This window comes from Rubrivivax gelatinosus, assembly GCF_016583785.1.
Lineage (GTDB): Bacteria > Pseudomonadota > Gammaproteobacteria > Burkholderiales > Burkholderiaceae_C > Rubrivivax > Rubrivivax gelatinosus_B.
This window is the reverse complement of sequence record NZ_NRRU01000107.1, coordinates 1-16,130: the sequence shown is the minus strand read 5'-3', so window position 1 is coordinate 16,130 and position 16,130 is coordinate 1. Positions and strand designations below refer to the sequence as shown.

General features: G+C 73.3%; 13 protein-coding genes, 2 tRNA genes and 2 riboswitches. Of the genes, 5 read left to right on the top strand and 10 right to left on the bottom strand.

The annotated features are described in order from the left end of the window. From CKO43_RS21355 to CKO43_RS21340, 4 genes are all read right to left on the bottom strand, one after another. The coding region (locus CKO43_RS21355) for a cobaltochelatase subunit CobN (protein ID WP_200379888.1) at window positions 1-2,242 on the bottom strand (2,242 nt) is incomplete at its 3' end. 6 nt (window positions 2,243-2,248) lie between these two features. Beyond that, window positions 2,249-3,295 (bottom strand): cobalamin biosynthesis protein CobW, encoded by a 1,047-nt coding sequence (gene cobW, locus CKO43_RS21350; protein WP_200379887.1) that lies wholly within the window; start codon window positions 3,293-3,295, stop codon window positions 2,249-2,251. A 4-nt stretch (window positions 3,296-3,299) separates the two neighbouring features. Beyond that, window positions 3,300-3,869 carry a cob(I)yrinic acid a,c-diamide adenosyltransferase gene (cobO, locus tag CKO43_RS21345; RefSeq protein ID WP_009855739.1) on the bottom strand — a complete coding sequence of 190 codons (570 nt, stop codon included), beginning with the start codon at window positions 3,867-3,869 and terminating at the stop codon, window positions 3,300-3,302. 13 nt (window positions 3,870-3,882) lie between these two features. Then, entirely contained in the window at window positions 3,883-4,533 is a 651-nt protein-coding gene (locus CKO43_RS21340) for an energy-coupling factor ABC transporter permease (RefSeq protein ID WP_200379886.1), read from the bottom strand. Between the two features lie 169 nt (window positions 4,534-4,702). Next, window positions 4,703-4,961, bottom strand: a riboswitch (cobalamin riboswitch). 36 nt (window positions 4,962-4,997) lie between these two features. After that, a riboswitch (cobalamin riboswitch) is annotated at window positions 4,998-5,221 on the top strand. 69 nt (window positions 5,222-5,290) lie between these two features. Here CKO43_RS21340 and CKO43_RS21335 point away from each other — a divergent pair. The 5 genes from CKO43_RS21335 to CKO43_RS21315 are packed head-to-tail and all read left to right on the top strand — an operon-like array spanning window position 5,291 to window position 10,882. Continuing rightward, a complete protein-coding gene (locus tag CKO43_RS21335) occupies window positions 5,291-6,073 on the top strand; it encodes a class I SAM-dependent methyltransferase (RefSeq protein ID WP_200231991.1) in 783 nt (260 codons plus the stop codon). A 39-nt stretch (window positions 6,074-6,112) separates the two neighbouring features. After that, complete coding sequence (locus CKO43_RS21330; RefSeq protein WP_200379885.1) at window positions 6,113-8,239, top strand: TonB-dependent receptor; 2,127 nt, start codon at window positions 6,113-6,115, stop codon at window positions 8,237-8,239. After that, the gene (locus CKO43_RS21325; protein WP_200379884.1) at window positions 8,236-9,162 is read left to right on the top strand and encodes an ABC transporter substrate-binding protein; all 927 of its coding nucleotides are present in this window, start codon (window positions 8,236-8,238) and stop codon (window positions 9,160-9,162) included. Before CKO43_RS21330 ends, CKO43_RS21325 begins: the two co-directional genes overlap by 4 nt. After that, complete coding sequence (locus CKO43_RS21320) at window positions 9,159-10,142, top strand: FecCD family ABC transporter permease (protein WP_200379883.1); 984 nt, start codon at window positions 9,159-9,161, stop codon at window positions 10,140-10,142. The genes CKO43_RS21325 and CKO43_RS21320 overlap by 4 nt, the downstream gene beginning before the upstream one ends. A gap of 2 nt (window positions 10,143-10,144) precedes the next feature. After that, window positions 10,145-10,882 (top strand): ABC transporter ATP-binding protein, encoded by a 738-nt coding sequence (locus tag CKO43_RS21315; protein WP_200379882.1) that lies wholly within the window; start codon window positions 10,145-10,147, stop codon window positions 10,880-10,882. Between the two features lie 58 nt (window positions 10,883-10,940). On the opposite strand, the gene CKO43_RS21310 is transcribed toward CKO43_RS21315, so the two are convergent. The 6 genes from CKO43_RS21310 to rsmB all read right to left on the bottom strand — a co-directional run bounded on the left by CKO43_RS21310 (window position 10,941) and on the right by rsmB (window position 16,056). Next, window positions 10,941-11,016, bottom strand: a tRNA-Gly gene (locus CKO43_RS21310). Window positions 11,017-11,022: 6 nt separating this feature from the next. After that, window positions 11,023-11,098 (bottom strand) — tRNA-Phe (locus CKO43_RS21305). Window positions 11,099-11,124: 26 nt separating this feature from the next. Next, a complete protein-coding gene (locus CKO43_RS21300; protein WP_200379881.1) occupies window positions 11,125-11,829 on the bottom strand; it encodes a response regulator in 705 nt (234 codons plus the stop codon). Window positions 11,830-11,838: 9 nt separating this feature from the next. Then, the gene (locus CKO43_RS21295; protein WP_200232347.1) at window positions 11,839-14,124 is read right to left on the bottom strand and encodes a sensor histidine kinase; all 2,286 of its coding nucleotides are present in this window, start codon (window positions 14,122-14,124) and stop codon (window positions 11,839-11,841) included. Continuing rightward, window positions 14,121-14,699, bottom strand: a complete 579-nt coding sequence (locus tag CKO43_RS21290) for a DUF4390 domain-containing protein (RefSeq protein WP_200379880.1) — start codon at window positions 14,697-14,699, stop codon at window positions 14,121-14,123. The genes CKO43_RS21295 and CKO43_RS21290 overlap by 4 nt, the downstream gene beginning before the upstream one ends. A 19-nt stretch (window positions 14,700-14,718) precedes the next feature. Beyond that, window positions 14,719-16,056, bottom strand: a complete 1,338-nt coding sequence (rsmB, locus tag CKO43_RS21285) for a 16S rRNA (cytosine(967)-C(5))-methyltransferase RsmB (protein WP_200379879.1) — start codon at window positions 16,054-16,056, stop codon at window positions 14,719-14,721. Window positions 16,057-16,130: the final 74 nt, after the last annotated feature.

Below are 16,130 nucleotides of genomic sequence, written 5' to 3'. Positions count from 1 at the left end.
GCCGGGCCCAGTCGGGCGCGAGCGGGTCGAAGTCCAGCGCCAGGTCGGCGGCCAGCGCGCGCAGCAGGCTGGCGTCGCCCGGCGCCGCGCCGCGCTCGAAACGCGCCAGCGCGCGCAGCGTGTCGCGCCGCGCCCGGCCTTCGGGCGAGCGGCCGAAGACGTGCAGGCCGTCGCGGATCTGCGCTTCCTTCAGCTCGCAGAGGAAGGCGTCGAGACGGCGCAGCAGGGCCTCGCGCTGGTTGTCGTCGGCCGGGGCGTCGAAACCGAGCTCGCGGTGCAGCCCGGCGCCGATCACCTGGCCGAGCAGCACCTGGCGCAGCCGGCGCGCCCGCGGCGGGTCCAGCGCCAGCGCCTCGTAGTACTCGTCCATCGTGCGTTCGATGTCGAGCAGCGCGCCGTAGGACTCGGCACGCGTCAGCGGCGGCATCAGGTGGTCGACGATGACCGCCTGCGTGCGGCGTTTGGCCTGGCAGCCTTCGCCGGGGTCGTTGACGATGAAGGGATACAGGTGCGGCATCGGCCCGAGCAGCAGGTCGGGCCAGCAGGCTTCGCCGAGTGCCACGCTCTTGCCCGGCAGCCACTCCAGGTTGCCGTGTTTGCCGACGTGCACGACGGCGTCGGCCGCCCAGTGGCGGCGCAGCCAGAAATAGAACGCCAGATAGGCGTGCGGCGGCACCAGGTCGGCGTCGTGGTACCGCGCCAGCAGGTCGGGCCCGCGCGAACGCGCCGGCTGCACGCCGACGAAGACCCGCCCCAGGCGCAGCCCCGGGATCATGAAACGCCCGGCACGCATCATCGGGTCGTGTTCGGGCGCGCCCCAGAGCGCCAGCACGGCGTCGCGGCAAACGGCCGGCAGAAGCTCGAACTCGGCGCGGTAGTCGGCCAGCGCCAGGCTCTGCAGCGCCGGGCGCGCGTCGTTGGCCTCGGTGTCGTTGGTGACGCCGGCGGCCAGCGTGTGCATCAGCGCCTCGCTGTCGGGCGGCAAGGCGCCGACGGCGTAGCCCGCGTCGTGCAGCGCCTGCAGGATCGCCCGCGTCGAAGCCGGCGTGTCCAGGCCGACGCCGTTGGCCAGGCGCGCGTCGTCGTTCGGGTAGTTGGCCAGCACCAGCGCCAGGCGCTGTTCGGCCGGCGGCACGTGACGCAGCCGGCACCAGCGCCGCGCCAGCTCGGCGACGAAGCGCATGCGCTCGGGCTCGGGCTGGTAGCGCACGACGTCGATCTCGGTGCGCTCGCAGCGCCAGGCCACGCCCTTGAAGCTGATCGCGCGCGTGGCGATGCGGCCGTCGACCTCGGGCAGCACGACCTGCATCGCCAGGTCGCGCGGCGCCAGGCCGTGCGGGTCTTCGGCCCAGCGTTCGCGCGTGCTGCCGGCCAGCAGCAGCTGCAGCACCGGTGCGTCGCCGGCCAGCGGCTCGAAAGCGCCGCCACCGGCACCACCGAGCGCAAACGCCGTCGCGTTGAGCACGACGTCGACCGCGTGGCGCGCGGCCAGCGCACGCAGCAGCGCCAGGCTCTCGGGGTTCTTCAGCGTGTCCACCGCCAGCGCCAGCGGCTCCAGCCCGGCCGCGGCCAGCGCCGCGAGCTGGGCGTCGAAGACCGCCGTGTTGCCCGACTGCAGATGCGCCCGGTAGAAGACCAGCAGCGCCACCGGCGCGCCGGCCGGGCGCGCGGGCCAGGCGGCGGCGTCGCGCGGCACGTAGGGCAGCGCGCAAGGCAGCGGCTCGGGCAGCGAAGGGCGTTCGCCGCGGCCGAAGACGGCGTGCGCGATCAGCGCGAAGAAGGTCTCGGCCTGCGCCGGCCCGCCGTCGCGCAGACAGCGCCAGAGCAGGCGGCAGTCGTCGGCCGCGGCGGTGGAGCGTGCGAGCAGCTGCGGGTCTTCGCCGAAGTCGCCCGAGAACAGCGCCAGCCACTGGCCGCGTCGGCGCGCCGTGCGCCCGGCCTGTTCGACGAGATAGGCCCAGTCGGCGGCGTTGCCGAGGTGGTCGACGACGACCGCACGCGCGTGCTGCAGCACCTCGTCGACGTAGAGGTCCACCGACGCCGGCTGGCGCAGCGCCATCAGGTTGGCCAGGCGGATGCTCGGAAAGTCGGCCGGCAGCGCCGCGGCGGTGTCGGCCAGCAGCGCCAGCGTGCTGTCGGCGGCGCTGAGCACGACGATCTCGCCCGGCGTCTGCGCCAGGCGCACGACGCCGCGGCCCTCGTCGTCGACGAGGCCGGCAGCGCGTGTGGACAGCAGGTGCATCCGGCCTCAGCCGGCGGACAACGTCTGCTGCAGCTCGCGCTGCAGCACGGCCGCGTCGAGCTCGGCGCCGATCAGCACCAGGCGCGAGACACGTGCCTCGCCCGGGCGCCAGGCGCGGTCGAAGTGGCTGTCCAGGCGCGCGCCGACGCCTTGCACGACCAGGCGCATCGCCGCGCCCGGCAGCGCGACGAAGCCCTTGGCGCGGTAGATCTCGTGGCGCGCGACGAGCGCGGCCAAGGCCTGCAGCAGGCGCTCGCGGTCGGTGACCTCCAGCGTCAGCGCGACCGAGTCGAACTCGTCGTGGTCGTGGTCCTCTTCTTCGTCGTGGTGGGTGCGGCGGGCGTCGATGCTGTCCTCGACGGCGCGTCCCAGGCCCAGCAGCACGTCGGGCGCCAGGCGCCCGTGCTGCGCGGCGAGCAGCTTGACGGCCGCCGGCGCACCGGCGCGCACCTGGGCCTCGACGGTGGCCAGCGCCGCGGCGTCGAGCGCGTCGGTCTTGTTCAGCACGACGAGGTCGGCGGTGGCGAGCTGGTCCGCGAAGAGCTCGGCCAGCGGCGACTCGTGGTCGAGGTTGTCGTCGGCGCGGCGCTGCAGGTCGACGGCCTGCGGGTCGTCGGCGAAACGGCCTTCGGCCACCGCCGGCGCGTCGACGACGGTGACGACGGCGTCCACCGTGAAGGCGTGGCGCAGCGTCGGCCACTGGAAGGCCTGCACCAGCGGCTTGGGCAGCGCCAGGCCCGAGGTCTCGATGACGAGGTGGTCGATGCGATCGCGGCGTTCGGCCAGGCGCTCCATCACCGGCGCGAACTCTTCCTGCACGGTGCAGCACAGGCAGCCGTTGGCGAGTTCGACGAGGTTGCCGTCGTCGCGGCCCTCGTCGTCGCAGCCGATGCCGCAGCCGCGCAGCAGCTCGCCGTCGATGCCGAGGGCGCCGAACTCGTTGACGATGACGGCGATGCGGCGGCCGCCGGCGTGGGTCAGCAGGTGGCGCAGCAGCGTCGTCTTGCCGGCACCGAGAAAGCCGGTGACGATGGTCGCGGGGATCTTGTGCATGGGTTCAGTCCTCGATGCCGCGCTGTGCGGGCACGCCGGCGTCGTAGTGGTGTTTCAGCTTCGTCATCTCGGTGACGGTGTCGGCGGCTTCGATCAGCTCGGGCGGCGCGCCGCGCCCGGTCAGCAGCACGTTGACCTGCGGCGGGCGCGCACGCAGGCAGGCCAGCAGCTCGTCCAGCGGGATCCAGCCGTAGCGCAGCGGCGCCATCACCTCGTCGAGCACGACGAGGAAGTGCGCGCCCGACAGCACCGTGTCGCGCACACGGTGCCAGCCGGCACGCGCCAGCTCGGCGGAGTGGCCGAGGTCGCGGCTCTTCCAGCTGAAGCCGTCGCCCAGGCCTTCGATCGGGATGCCCAGCTGCTCGAACAGCCGGTGCTCGCCGAAACGTGCCGAGGGCACTTTCATGAACTGGAAGATCTTCACCGCCTTGCCGCGGCCGTGGGCGCGCAGCGCCAGGCCGAAGGCGGCGGTGCTCTTGCCCTTGCCCGGCCCGGTGTGCACGATCACCAGCCCCCGGCGTTCGCCCTGAGGGCGAGGTTTGTCGCGATCGAACGGGGGCGTTTCGATCTGCATGGCGGCGGCCCCGTCAGGCGGCGGCGGTGAGCCGCTCGTCCAGGCAGGCGCGCGCCCAGCCGGCTTCGCGCCAGCGGCGCACGGTGCGCACGATCAGCAGCGTGAACACCGGCTCCAGCGCCACCAGCACGAGGTAGGACGAAGCAAAACGCGCCCAGTCGGCGAATGGCGTCGCTTCCTGGCCGATGGCGAGCCAGAAGCCGACCATCAGCGTGACGCCGGCGTAGTAGGCCGCGTCCAGGCGCAGTACCGTGGCGACACGCGCCTCGCTGACCTGCGCGGCCGACAGCCGGCGGCCGATGCCGAAGTGCACGGCGGTGAGCGGCACGACCAGCGACAGCGTGTTCACCGCCAGGTGCAGCAGGTCCTGCGGCTCGAACAGCAGGCCTTGCAGCGCGAGGCCGAGCGCGAAGCCGAACAGCGTCGGCAGGTAACCCAGCAGCAGGTAGATCGGCATCGCGCCGATGAAGTGCAGCTCCGACGGCCCGACGGCCATGTGGAAGGACTGCATGAACAGCGAGAAGAAGACCGCCGCGAGCGCCGTGCGCAGCCACAGCGCCGGGCGCCTGGCGAGCGCCGGCAGGTGCGCCAGCAGCACGCCGCTGGCGGCGACGTTGGCGGCGAGGATCTTGGTCTGGGCGAGGACGCCGGGTTCGATGTGCATCGGATGCTCCTGGGGCGGAACGCGCGGCGACGGCCGCCCGCGGCCGCACGAAACGGCTCGGGCGCGGCGGCAGGGCACGCGCGGGGGGGACGGCTCGGAAAACGAAAGACGGGTTCGACGCGCCAGGCCGCTTCCCCGCGGCTGGCGCTACACGGCGCGCCGCTCGCGCGGGCACGCCACCTCGTTGGCCGGTATCCGGGCTGGCGAACCTGTCCGTGACGCCTTCCCGGTGGCGGCGCTGGCGCGCCGCCGTCCCAGTGGCCGTGTCACGGGCCGGAAGAGCCGGCACGAGGCCGTCTTTCCGTCCGCTTACCGTTGCGGGGGCAGCTCAGGTTGGGGCTCGCGCCGTGACGGCCTCGCCCTTCCTGATTCCCGTTGAACCGCCTCGGCGGAAAGCCTCGGCGAGCACCAACGCGACACATGATACAGGTCAGGTCGCGCGGCGAGCGCCCCGGCGGCGCTGGTTATGATGCCGCCCGTTGGTGCTCGCGCCCGCCCTCAGGCGGCTGCAGTTCAACGGGAATCAGGAAGGGGCCTCAAGCCCCCAACCTGAGCTGCCCCCGCAACGGTAAGCGGACGGGGCCTCACCGGCCTCAGCTCGTGTCGAAGCCACTGGGAGTCTTCTCCTGGGAAGGACACACGGGTCGTCTCCGCCAGCCCGGATACCGGCCAACGAGGTGGCGTGCGCGCGCGAGCGGCACGCCGTAAGGCGCCAGGCTGCGGGGAAGCGGCCAGGGCGCGCCCGCCGTCGTTTCCCATGTCTTCCAACGCGCCGGAACTCCGGCCCGACGCCGCCACGCCCTGCGCCTGGGGCGAGGCCGAAGCCGCGTTCTACGCCCGCAGCATCGTGCGCTCGGGTTACGCCCGAGCCGTGCTGCCGCTGCTGCCGCGCGCGCTGCCCGATCTGCTGGACATCGGCGCCGGCAACGGCGTGCTCAGCCGCCGCATGCTGGCGCCGGGGGCGCGCTGGCACGCGGTCGAACCGCAGCCCGAGATGCAGCGCCGGCTGCAGGCGCTGCGCCCGGCGCTGGCCGCACGCGGCATCCGGCTCGAACTCTCGCCGGTCGACTGGACGCAGCTGGACCCGGCCGTCGCCGCCGACACGCTGCTGGCCGCGCACCTGCCGCCGGCGCAGCGCGAGCCTGCCGCCTTCCACGATGCGATGGCCGCGCGCTGGCGCCGCTGCATGGCCTGGGTCGTGCCGGCGCAGGCCGGGCCGGCGAGCTTCTGCCTGGCCGGCGTGCTGACGCCCGAGCTGCACGGCGCCGACACGCGCCCGGTCGTCGAGCGTGTGCTCGCCGCGCTCGGCCCCACGCGTGCGCCGCAGGCGCTGCACTTCGCCGACTGGCGCTACGAGGTGCACTTCGAGTCGCTGGCCGCGGCCCAGGCGCACGTGATCGGGCGCCTGCATCTGCCGCCCGGCGATGCACGCCGGCCGCAGGTGCTGGCCCAGGTCGCCGCCTCGGCGCGGCCGGGCGGCCGCGGCGTGCGCCTGGGCTGCGCCAAACGCAGCGCGGTGCTGCTCTGGCGCCGCGACTGACCCCCGCTTTCCCTCCCTCCAGAAGAAGAGACGAAGAAGATGAAGCCACAGGAAAAATCACCGTCGCGCCACTGGCGCCCCGCCATGCTGGCGCTGCTGCTGCCGGCCGCCGCCCAGGCCCAGAGCGAAGCCGTCGAGACGGTGCAGATCACCGCCGAACGCCGCGTCGTCACCGCGACCCGCCTCGCCGAGGACCCGCTGGACCTGCCGTTCAGTACCTACGCCGTCGGCCGCGACGAGATGGACGCCGTCGGCGCGCGCACGCTGGAAGACGCACTGCGCGCCGTGCCCGGCCTGCAGCACGGCACCCAGGGCAACTACTTCACGCGTTTCGAGACCCGCGGCCTGCGCGACACCCAGGACGTGCTGGTGCTGATCGACGGCGTGCCGCTGCGCCTGCTGCAGGGCAACGCGGACCTGACGCTGGTCGCGCCCGACCTGCTGGAACGCATCGAGTTCATCAAGGGCCCGGCTTCGGCGCTGTACGGCCGCAATGCGATCGGCGGCGTCGTGCAGATGTTCATCGAGCCCGAGGCCGAAGGCGGCAGCGCGCGCGCGACGTTGGGCAGTTTCGGCCGCCGCGACCTCGGCCTGCGCCAGCGCTGGGACGGCGAACGCGGCCACCTGTCGGTGGGCGCGGCCTACAGCCGCGTCGACGGCTTCCAGGACGGCACGGCGCGTGACCAGGCCACGGCCAGCGTCGGCGGCGAGCTGGCGCTGACACGCGACTGGGCCAGCAGCGTGCAGCTGTTCTCCAGCCAGGTGAACGCCAAACGCGGCTCGATCGTGCCGCTGCAGGACGGCCACCCGATGTTCGGCATAGACCCGCAAGACAACTACGGCATCCCCGGCGCCCACGTCGACGGCGAGTACCTGAGCCTGGCCTGGCGCAACCGCGTGCGCCTGACGCCGGCGCTGAGCTTCGAGCACCTGAGCAGCTGGGCGCGCTACGACCGCCTGTTCCAGGGCGGCATCACCATCGTGCCGCCGCCGGCAGCGGTGAACAAGGGCTGGTCGGAGACCGACACCGCCGACCGCGGGCTGTTCCACGAGTTCACGCTGAACGCCAAGGCCGAGATCGGTGCGACGCAACACGCGCTGCAGCTCGGGCTGAACCTCGAGTCCGGCTGGCAGGACCAGGCATCGCCGTCGTTCAGCGGCGCGCCGACCTACCTCGGTCCCGACTACGACACGCCGGTCAGCAACGTCGGCAACGACCCCAAGGGCATCCGCGGCGCTGTGACCGACTCGCGTTTCGACCAGCGCGTGCGCAGCCTGTACCTGCAGGACCGCATCGACATCGGCACGCTGAGCCTGGGCGCCGGGCTGCGCCACGACCGCTTCGAGCAGACGCTGTGGCGCAGCGGCACCAGCGTGCAGGCGCACCAGGAGGCCAGCCGCACCAGCCCGCGGCTGGGCGCCGACTGGCGCTACGCGGCCTCGGCCGCCAGCGAGAACGCGCTGTTCGCCAACTGGGCCGAAGGCTTCAGGCCGCAGGCCGTGGCGCTGAACACGCGCTCGGGCGTCGTCGTGCCGGCGCTGCTGCGCCCGGAGGTCACGCGCAGCCTCGAGATCGGCGCCAAGGGCCGCGCCGTCGATGAGCGCTGGAGCTACCAGGTGGCGCTGTTCCAGGCCGACAAGACCGACGGCCAGCGTTCGTTCCGCACCGGGCCCGACAGCTTCATCTTCACCAACGCCAGCTCGCGCGTGCGCGGGCTGGAGACGCTGCTGCGCGGGCGGCTGTCGGCCGCCTGGTCGGGTTACGCCCACTACACCTGGCAGGACGCGCGGCTGCGCGACTTCCCGACCTACGACGCCTCGGGCAACCCGGGGCCGAACTACGCCGGCAACCGCATGCGCATGTCGGCACGCCACATCGCCGGCGCCGGCCTCGCCTGGTCGCAGGGCGACTGGCAGTGGACGGGCAGCGCCAACTACGTCGGCCGCCGCCCGCTGCGCGACAACGTCGAGGACTCGCAGATCCTCCCCTCGTACACGCTGTTGTCGACGGCGCTGGCCTGGCAGGCGACGCCGCGGCTGTCGGTGCAGGCCGGCGTCGACAACCTCGCCGACGTCGAGTACATCGCCGACGACTTCTCCGCCCAGGAGGCGGGCTGCTTCGGCACGCCGCGCAGCCTGTTCCTGCGGCTGAAGGCGCAGTGGTGAACACCGCGCCGCGGTCGCCGGCGCGGCGTGCGCTGCTGGCCGGCGCGGCGCTGTGCGGCGTCGGGCACGAGGCCCGGGCGGCCGCCTGGCCGCGCAGCGTCGTCGACGCGCTGGGGCGCACGCTGCAGCTGGCCGCGCCGCCGCGGCGCATCGTCGCGATCTTCCCGAGCAACATCGAGATCGTCTTCGCGCTCGGGCTGGAGGCGCGCGTCGCGGCGATCGGCGGGCGTGTGCGCTACCCCGAGGCGGCGCTGGCCAAACCCTCGGTCGGCGGCACGCTGGGTTATTCGCCCGAGGCGGTGGCGGCGCTGAAGCCCGACCTGATCGTGCTGACGCCGTCGCACGGCAGCGCGCTCGGCCTGATCGAGCCCTTCGAACGCGCCGGCGTCGCGGTGCTGGTGCTGGCGCATCCGGACCTGGCGGCGGTGCGGCGCAACATCGACCTGGTGGGCCGCGCCACCGGCAGCGAGGCCGCAGCCGCGGCGCTGCTGGCGCGTTTCGACGCCTCGCTGGCGGCCATCCGCCAGGCCTGGCAGGGCCGGCCGCAGCCGACGGTGTATCTGGAGACCGCGGCCGCGGCACGCGGCGCCTACCAGACCGTCGGCCGCGGCCATTACGCCGACGACGCCCTGGCCTGCGCCGGCGGGCGCAACGTATTCAGCGACCTGGCCGGCGCGCAGCAGGTCAGCGCAGAGGCGGTGCTGCTGCGCGACCCCGAGGTCATCGTGTCGCTGCAGGCCGTGCCGCGGCCGGCCGAGGAGATCGCGGCCCGGCCTGGCTGGTCGCGGCTGCGCGCGGTGCGCGCGGGGCGGGTGGTCGTGCTGCAGCGCAGCCACTTCCTGATCCCCGGGCCGCGCCAGACCGAGGCCGTGTTGGCCTACGCCCGCGCGCTGCATCCGCAGGCCTTCGGAGCGGCGGCATGAAGGCCCGGCGGGCGCGGCATGCGACGCCGCTGCTGGTGGCCGCGCTGCTGGGGGCACTGCTGCTGGCCCTCAGCGGCGGCGCGGCCTGGGTGGCGCCGGCGCAGTGGCTGGGCGGCGAGGGGCTGCTGCACGACCTGGTCTGGGTCTGGCGCGCACCGCGTGTCGCGGCGGCGTTCTTCGTCGGCGCCTGCCTGGCGCTGGCCGGGCTGCTTTTCCAGGGCGTGTTCCGCAACCCGCTGGCCGAGCCCTATCTGCTGGGCAGCGCCTCGGGTGCCGCGGTGGGTGCGGCCATCGCGCTGCTGCTGCCGCAATGGCTGCCGCCGGGCTGGTCGCTGCCGCTGCTGGCTTTTGCCGGCGCCTGGGGCGCGAGCTGGCTGGTGCTGGCCGTCGGCCGTGCCGGCGGCAGCTGGCAGCCGGCACGGCTGCTGCTGGCCGGCGTCGCGCTGGCAGCCATCCTGTCGGCGCTGCGCGGGCTGCTGCTGATGCTCTTCGGCGACGAGTCGACCAATCTGCGTGCGCTGATCTCCTGGCAGCTGGGCGGCGTGCAGACGCCGACCGCAGCGCAGTGCGCCGCTTTCGTGCCGCTGCTCGTGCTGCTGGCCGCCGGCGCCCGGCGGCTGGCTTTCGGGCTGGACGCGCTGGGTCTGGGCGAACAGGCTGCGCACGGCATGGGCGTGCGCGTGCCGCGGCTGGTCGCGCAGGCGGTGCTGCTGGCGGCGCTGGCCACCGCGCTGGCGGTCTGCTGGGGCGGGCTGATCGGCTTCGTCGGCCTGGTGGTGCCGCATCTGCTGCGCTGGTGGCTGGGGCCGCTGCACGGCCGGCTGGTGCCGGCCTGCGTGCTGGCCGGCGGCACGGCGATGGTGCTGGTGGACCTGATCGCACGCGCGGCGCTGGCGCCCAGCGAGATCCCGGCCGGGCTGCTGACGGCGCTGGTCGGCGGGCCGTTCTTCCTGGGGTTGCTGCTGAGGCGACGGGAGTGAGGATGGACACGACGACATCGCCGGCCCTGGCGGCGCACGGGCTGCAGGTGCGTGCCGGCGGGCGCACGCTGCTGCACGGCATCACCGCGTCGTGGCCGGCGCGCGGCCTGTTCGCGCTGGTCGGCGCCAACGGTGCCGGCAAGAGCACGCTGCTGCAGGCCTTGATCGGGCTGCGCCCGACGCACGCCGGCGAGGTGCGCCTGCTCGGCCGTCCGCTGGCCGGCTGGAAGCCGCGCGCACTGGCGCAGGCCATCGGCTACCTGCCGCAGCAAACGCACAGCCACTGGGACCTGACGGTCGACGAGCTGCTGCAGCTGGCGCTGGCGCCGCCGAGCGCGGCGCTGATCGAGGCCTGCGAACTCGGGCCGCTGCGCCAGCGGCGGCTGCACACGCTGTCGGGCGGCGAGGCAGCGCGCGCCGCGCTGGCCCGCGCCATCGCGCACCGCCCGCCGCTGCTGCTGGCCGACGAACCGGCCGCGCATCTGGACCTGCCGCACCAGCACCAGCTGATGCGCCTGCTGCGCGCCTGCGCCGCCGACGCCGCGGTGGTGGTGGTGCTGCACGACCTGCACCTGGCGGCGCGTTACTGCGACCACGTCACGCTGCTGGCCGAGGGCCGTGTGCTCGCCGCCGGGCACCCGGACGAGGTGCTGTGCAGCGCCTCGCTGAGTCAGGCCTACGGCAGCGCCGTGGCGCGCTGCGAGCTGGGCCGGCTGAGCTTCTTCACCGCCGAGAGCTGAAGCGGGCCGCGGAAAAGACAAAGGGCCCGGCTTCTGCTGAAACCGGGCCCTCAAATCTTGGAGCGGGATAAGAGGCTCGAACTCTCGACCTATACCTTGGCAAGGTATCGCTCTACCAACTGAGCTAATCCCGCATCTCTTGGTGGCCTGGGGCGGAATCGAACCACCGACACGCGGATTTTCAATCCGCTGCTCTACCAACTGAGCTACCAGGCCAAGAGCCCTCGACTATAGCACAGCTTTCAGGATGTGCCGCGTTTGTTGCGCGAGAGATCGACGCCCAGCTGCTTGAGCTTGCGGTACAGGTGGGTGCGCTCCAGGCCAGTCTTCTCGGCCACGCGCGTCATCGAGCCGCCTTCCTTGGCGAGGTGGAACTCGAAATAACTCTTCTCGAAGGCGTCGCGCGCCTCGCGCAGCGGGCGGTCGAGGTCGAAGCTCTGCTCGGGCCGCGGGCCGGCCGGAATCGGCGCGGCCGCGGGCGGCAGCACGGCGGCGGCGAGGCTGCCGCCGTTGACGAAGCTGCGCGGCAGCGCGGCGGCGTCGCGCGGGCCCGGCGCGGGCACCGCGGCGGCCAGGCGCTGGCCCGGCCGTACCAGCGCCTGCTCGACGGCACGCAGCAGCTTCTGCAGCGTGATCGGTTTTTCGAGGAAGGCGACGGCACCGTGTTTGGTGGCCTCGACCGCGGTGTCTATCGTGCCGTGGCCGCTCATCATGATGACCGGCATCGTCAGCTGGCCGCTCGCCTGCCACTCCTTGAGCAGCGTGATGCCGTCGACGTCGGGCATCCAGATGTCGAGCAGCACCAAGTCGGGCCGGAGGGACTCGCGCACCTGGCGGGCCTGGGCCGCGTTCTCCGCGAGTTCGATCGTGTGACCTTCGTCGCTGAGGATCTCCGAGAGCAGGGCACGGATGCCGAGCTCGTCGTCCACTACCAGAATCGTTGCCATGCGCTGCGGTCAATGCACCTGCGTTGCGTCACCGGGAGCCGGCGCCGGGCCGGCGTCGGTCTCGGGGCTCGGCACAGGTGCGAGTACGGAAAATGATAGCGAAACTCGGGCCCCCGTTATCGGGGTGTCCGACCTCTCGTCGGCGTGCAGGTTGACGACCCGCAGCCGGGCGTGATGTTCGTCGGCGATCTTCTTGACCACCGCCAGGCCCAGGCCCGTGCCCTTGGCCTTGGTGGTGACATAGGGCTCGAAGGCGCGCTTGAGCACCTTCTCGGCAAAACCGGGGCCGTTGTCCTGAACGAACAGGCGCACCGAGCGCAGCTCGCCGTTCTCGCCCACCGATCTGGCTGTGCCGATCTCGACCCGGCCGTCGGCGAGTTCGGCAACCGCGTCGAGCGCGTTCTGCACCAGGTTGTGGATGACCTGCCGGATCTGCGTCGCGTCGCCCATGATGCGCGGCAGCGCCTCGGCCAGCTGCACGACGAGTTCGCCCCGGTCGTGCGCCTGACCGTACAGCGCCAGCACCTCGTTGGCCAGGGCGTTCAGGTCCAGCGGCTTCATCTGCGCCGCCGGCAGCCGGGCGTAGTCGCGGAACTCGTTGACCAGGCGCTGCATCGCGTCGACCTGGGCGACGATGGTCGCCACCGAACGCAGCAGCAGCGCCTGGTCGTTGCCTTCGAGCTTGCTCTCCAGCCGGTGCTGCAGGCGCTCGGCCGAGAGCTGGATCGGCGTCAGCGGGTTCTTGATCTCGTGTGCCAGCCGGCGCGCGACCTCGGCCCAGGCCTGCGAACGCTGCGCCGAGACGACCTCGGTGATGTCGTCGAACACCATCAGCCGCTGCTCGCCGGGCAGCGGCGCGCCGCGCACCAGCAGCGTCAGCGTGGCACCGTCGGTGCGCGCCAGTTCGAAGGCGTCCTGCCAGTGGTCGCCGCCCAGTTCGCTGCGGTCGGCGAGCTGTTCGTAGCGCTGCTCGACACTGCGCGCGAAAGTCTCCAGTTCGGGCAGCTCGCCCAGGTGGCGCCCGCGCCAGGCTGCGATCGGCAGCCCGAGGATGCGCGTCGCGCCCGGGTTCACGGTGTCGATGCAGCCTTCGCGGTCGAAGACGATGACGCCGGCGGTCAGCGTGTCCAGGATGGTCTGCAGCCGCGTGCGCGCCCCCTCGAGCTGGGCGACGCCGCGCTGCACCTGCTCGCGCGCGTCGGCCAGCTGTGCCGTCATGTCGGCAAACGAACGGGTCAGCCCGCCGAGTTCGTCGCCCGAGGCGAACACCGGCTTGGGCTGCAGGTCGCCGGCGGCGACCTGGCGCACGCCGTCGGCCAGCAGCAGCAGCGGCCGCGCCAGCTGGTTGCCCAGCAGGATGGCGAGCAGCACGGCGCCGAAGACGGCGAGGATCAGCGCCAGCGTCAGCGTGCCGATGTACATGCGCGACAGGCTGTCGCGCGCCAGCGCACGCTGCTGGTACTCGCCGTGCGCCGCCTGGACCGCGAGCGCATCGACCGCGAGCTTGCGCGGCAGCGGCTGCGTGACCATCAGGAAGCGGTCGTCGCTCGCCGTCAGGCGGATGCTCGAGTCGGGCAGCAGCACGATCGCGCGCACCCGCGGCGCAGCGGTGTCACCGACGGCCAGCGCCTCCTCGTCCAGGCCCTCGACCTGGCTCGCCCAGCCCAGCGAGCGCGCCTGGCGCAGCAGGTTCGCCGGTGGCCGATCGGGCGGCGACGAACCCGGCGCGACGCCGGCCGTGGCCAGCACCTGCCCCGAGTGTCCCAGCAGCGTCAGCTCGCGCGCGCCGATCTGCTCGCGCAGCCGCTCCAGCGTCAGCGGCGAGGGCGCGTGCGTGTCGCCGACGCGGTCGGCCGCCAGCCGCGCCTTCGCGCCGACGTCGGCCTGCAGCGCGTCCAGCGTCGACTTGCCCAGCGCCAGCCCGGCGTCGAGCGCGCCGGCGACCTTGACGTCGAACCAGGCGTCGATGCTGCGCGAGACGAACTGGTAGGACACGGCGTAGATCACCATGCCCGGCAGCACGCCGACGAGCGCGAAGATGCCGGCCAGCTTGATCAGCAGCCGGCTGCCGAACTTGCCGCGTTTCTGGCGCAGCACCAGCCGCACCGCGGCCACGCCGATGACCAGCAGCAGCAGCGCCGCGACCGCGGCGTTGAGCCAGAACAACCAGACGAAATGGCGCTCGTAGAAGCCGCCGCCGGCGGTGCTCAGCGACAGCACGAAGGCCAGCACCAGCGCCGCGCCGATGCCGGCGACGAGCGCAACGCTCCAGATCCAGCGCGTCGGACGGCTCATGGCAGCTCGACGGGCAACTCGCGCTCCGCACCCAGCGCCCAGTCGGCCTGGCCACCCAGGCCGATCTGCATCGGGCTGGGCAGCTGGGTCGTGTCCAGACGCCAGCTGAACTCGACGTAATAGTCCTTGCCGGGCTCGAGCTGCGACAGGTCGGCGATGCGCCAGCCGGCGCTGCGCGTGACCGCGGCCATCGCCTCGGCCAGCGTCGGGTAGCTCTGGTTGAGGCCGCCCAGGCCGACACGCCAGCTCGAGGTCAGCGCCTGGTAGACGACGCGCCAGCTGCGCGTGACGCGGGCGACACGTTCGTCGCGCCAGTACCAGCGGTCGCGGCGCAGCGTCGCCTGGGCGACGAAGTACACCGGCACGCCGCGCGTCATCGCCTCCTCGACCGCCTTGGGCAGCGTCACCCGGGCGGCGAACTCCAGCGTCAGCGCGCCATCGCCGCGGCCGACCTGCAGCTGCGTCAGCTCGACGCCCTGCGCCTGCACCAGCGCGGCGCCGACGGCGAGCCAGGCCAGCAGCATCCACAGCCCCAGGCCCTGCAGCAGTCTTCGGCGGACCGGCGGCGATCGCATGACGGAACGGGAGCGGGGGTCAGGCCTTGTGGAGGAGCGCGTAGTAGAAGCCGTCTTGCAGCGCGCGCGGCGCGCCGGCGGACGGCTGCGGGCCATTGTCGGCGAGCGACAGCAGGTGCCCCGGCGACAGCGGATCGAGGCTCGCCTCGCCGCCGCCGTGGCGTTGCAAAAACGCGTCGATCTGCTCGGCACCTTCGCTGCGGAACAGCGAGCAGGTGGCGTAGACCAGGCGCCCGCCCGGCGCCAGCAGCGGCCACAGCGCCTCCAGCATCTCGGCCTGCAGGCGCGCCAGCGAGCTGATGTCGTCGGGCCGGCGCAGCCAGCGCACGTCCGGGTGGCGGCGCACGATGCCCGAGGCGCTGCAGGGCGCGTCCAGCAGGATGGCGTCGAACGGCCGGCCGTCCCACCAGGCGGCGGTGTCGCGCGCGTCGCCGGCACGCACTTCGGCCTTCAGCTGCAGGCGGTTCAGGTTCTCCTGCACGCGCACCAGGCGCGTGGGGTCGCTGTCCAGCGCCAGCAGGTCCAGCTCGGCCAGCTCCAGCAGGTGCGCGGTCTTGCCGCCGGGTGCGGCGCAGGCGTCGAGCACACGCGCGCCGGCGGGCAGGCCGTCGCCGACCAGCAGCGGCGCGGCGCGCTGGGCGGCGGCGTCCTGCACCGAGACCTCGCCTTCGGCGAAGCCCGGCAGCTGCGTCACCGGGCAGGGTTCGGCCAGCACGACGGCCTGGCCGAGCAGCGCCGGGTCGTCGACCAGGCTGGCGGCGCGGCCCTGCGCGGCCAGCCGCTGCAGATAGGCCTCGCCGCTGCCGCGGCGGTGGTTCACACGCAGCGTGAACGGCGGGTGCACGTTGGCCGCCTCCAGCAGCGCCTGCCACTGCGTCGGCCAGTCGTGGCGCACGCGTTCGATCCACCACAGCGGGTGGTTGAAAGCGCCCAGCGGCTGGTGGCGCGCGGCGGCGGCGAGCTTGTCGCGCTCGCGCACGAAGCGCCGCAGCACCGCGTTGATGAAGCCGGCGGCCACCGGCGTGCGGTGGCGCGCGGCGTTGACGGCCTGGTCGACCAGCGTGTGGTCGGTATAGGGCGCGGGCTCGCCGGTAGGCCAGAGCAGCGCCAGCGCCGTGACCAGCAGCGATTCGACGTTGGGCGGCGGCGACTTGGGTGCGACCAGCGCCCGCACCTCGCCGGCGCTGCCGAGCCAGCGCATCGTGTGAAAAGCCAGCGCCTGCACGCCGGGGCGGGCGTCGGCCGGCACGCGCGCGATGACGTCGGTCAGCGAGCGGCCGGCGCGGACCGCCTGCACGGCGTCGGCGGTCAGATCTAGGAGCCGCGAGAGCGGAACGGACGAAGTCGGGGAAGTCACCGCGGGCAGTCTAAGCGCTGCCTGCACGCGAACCCAAGCGCGCCGCACAATAGCCAGACCCTTCGCCCCCGGCC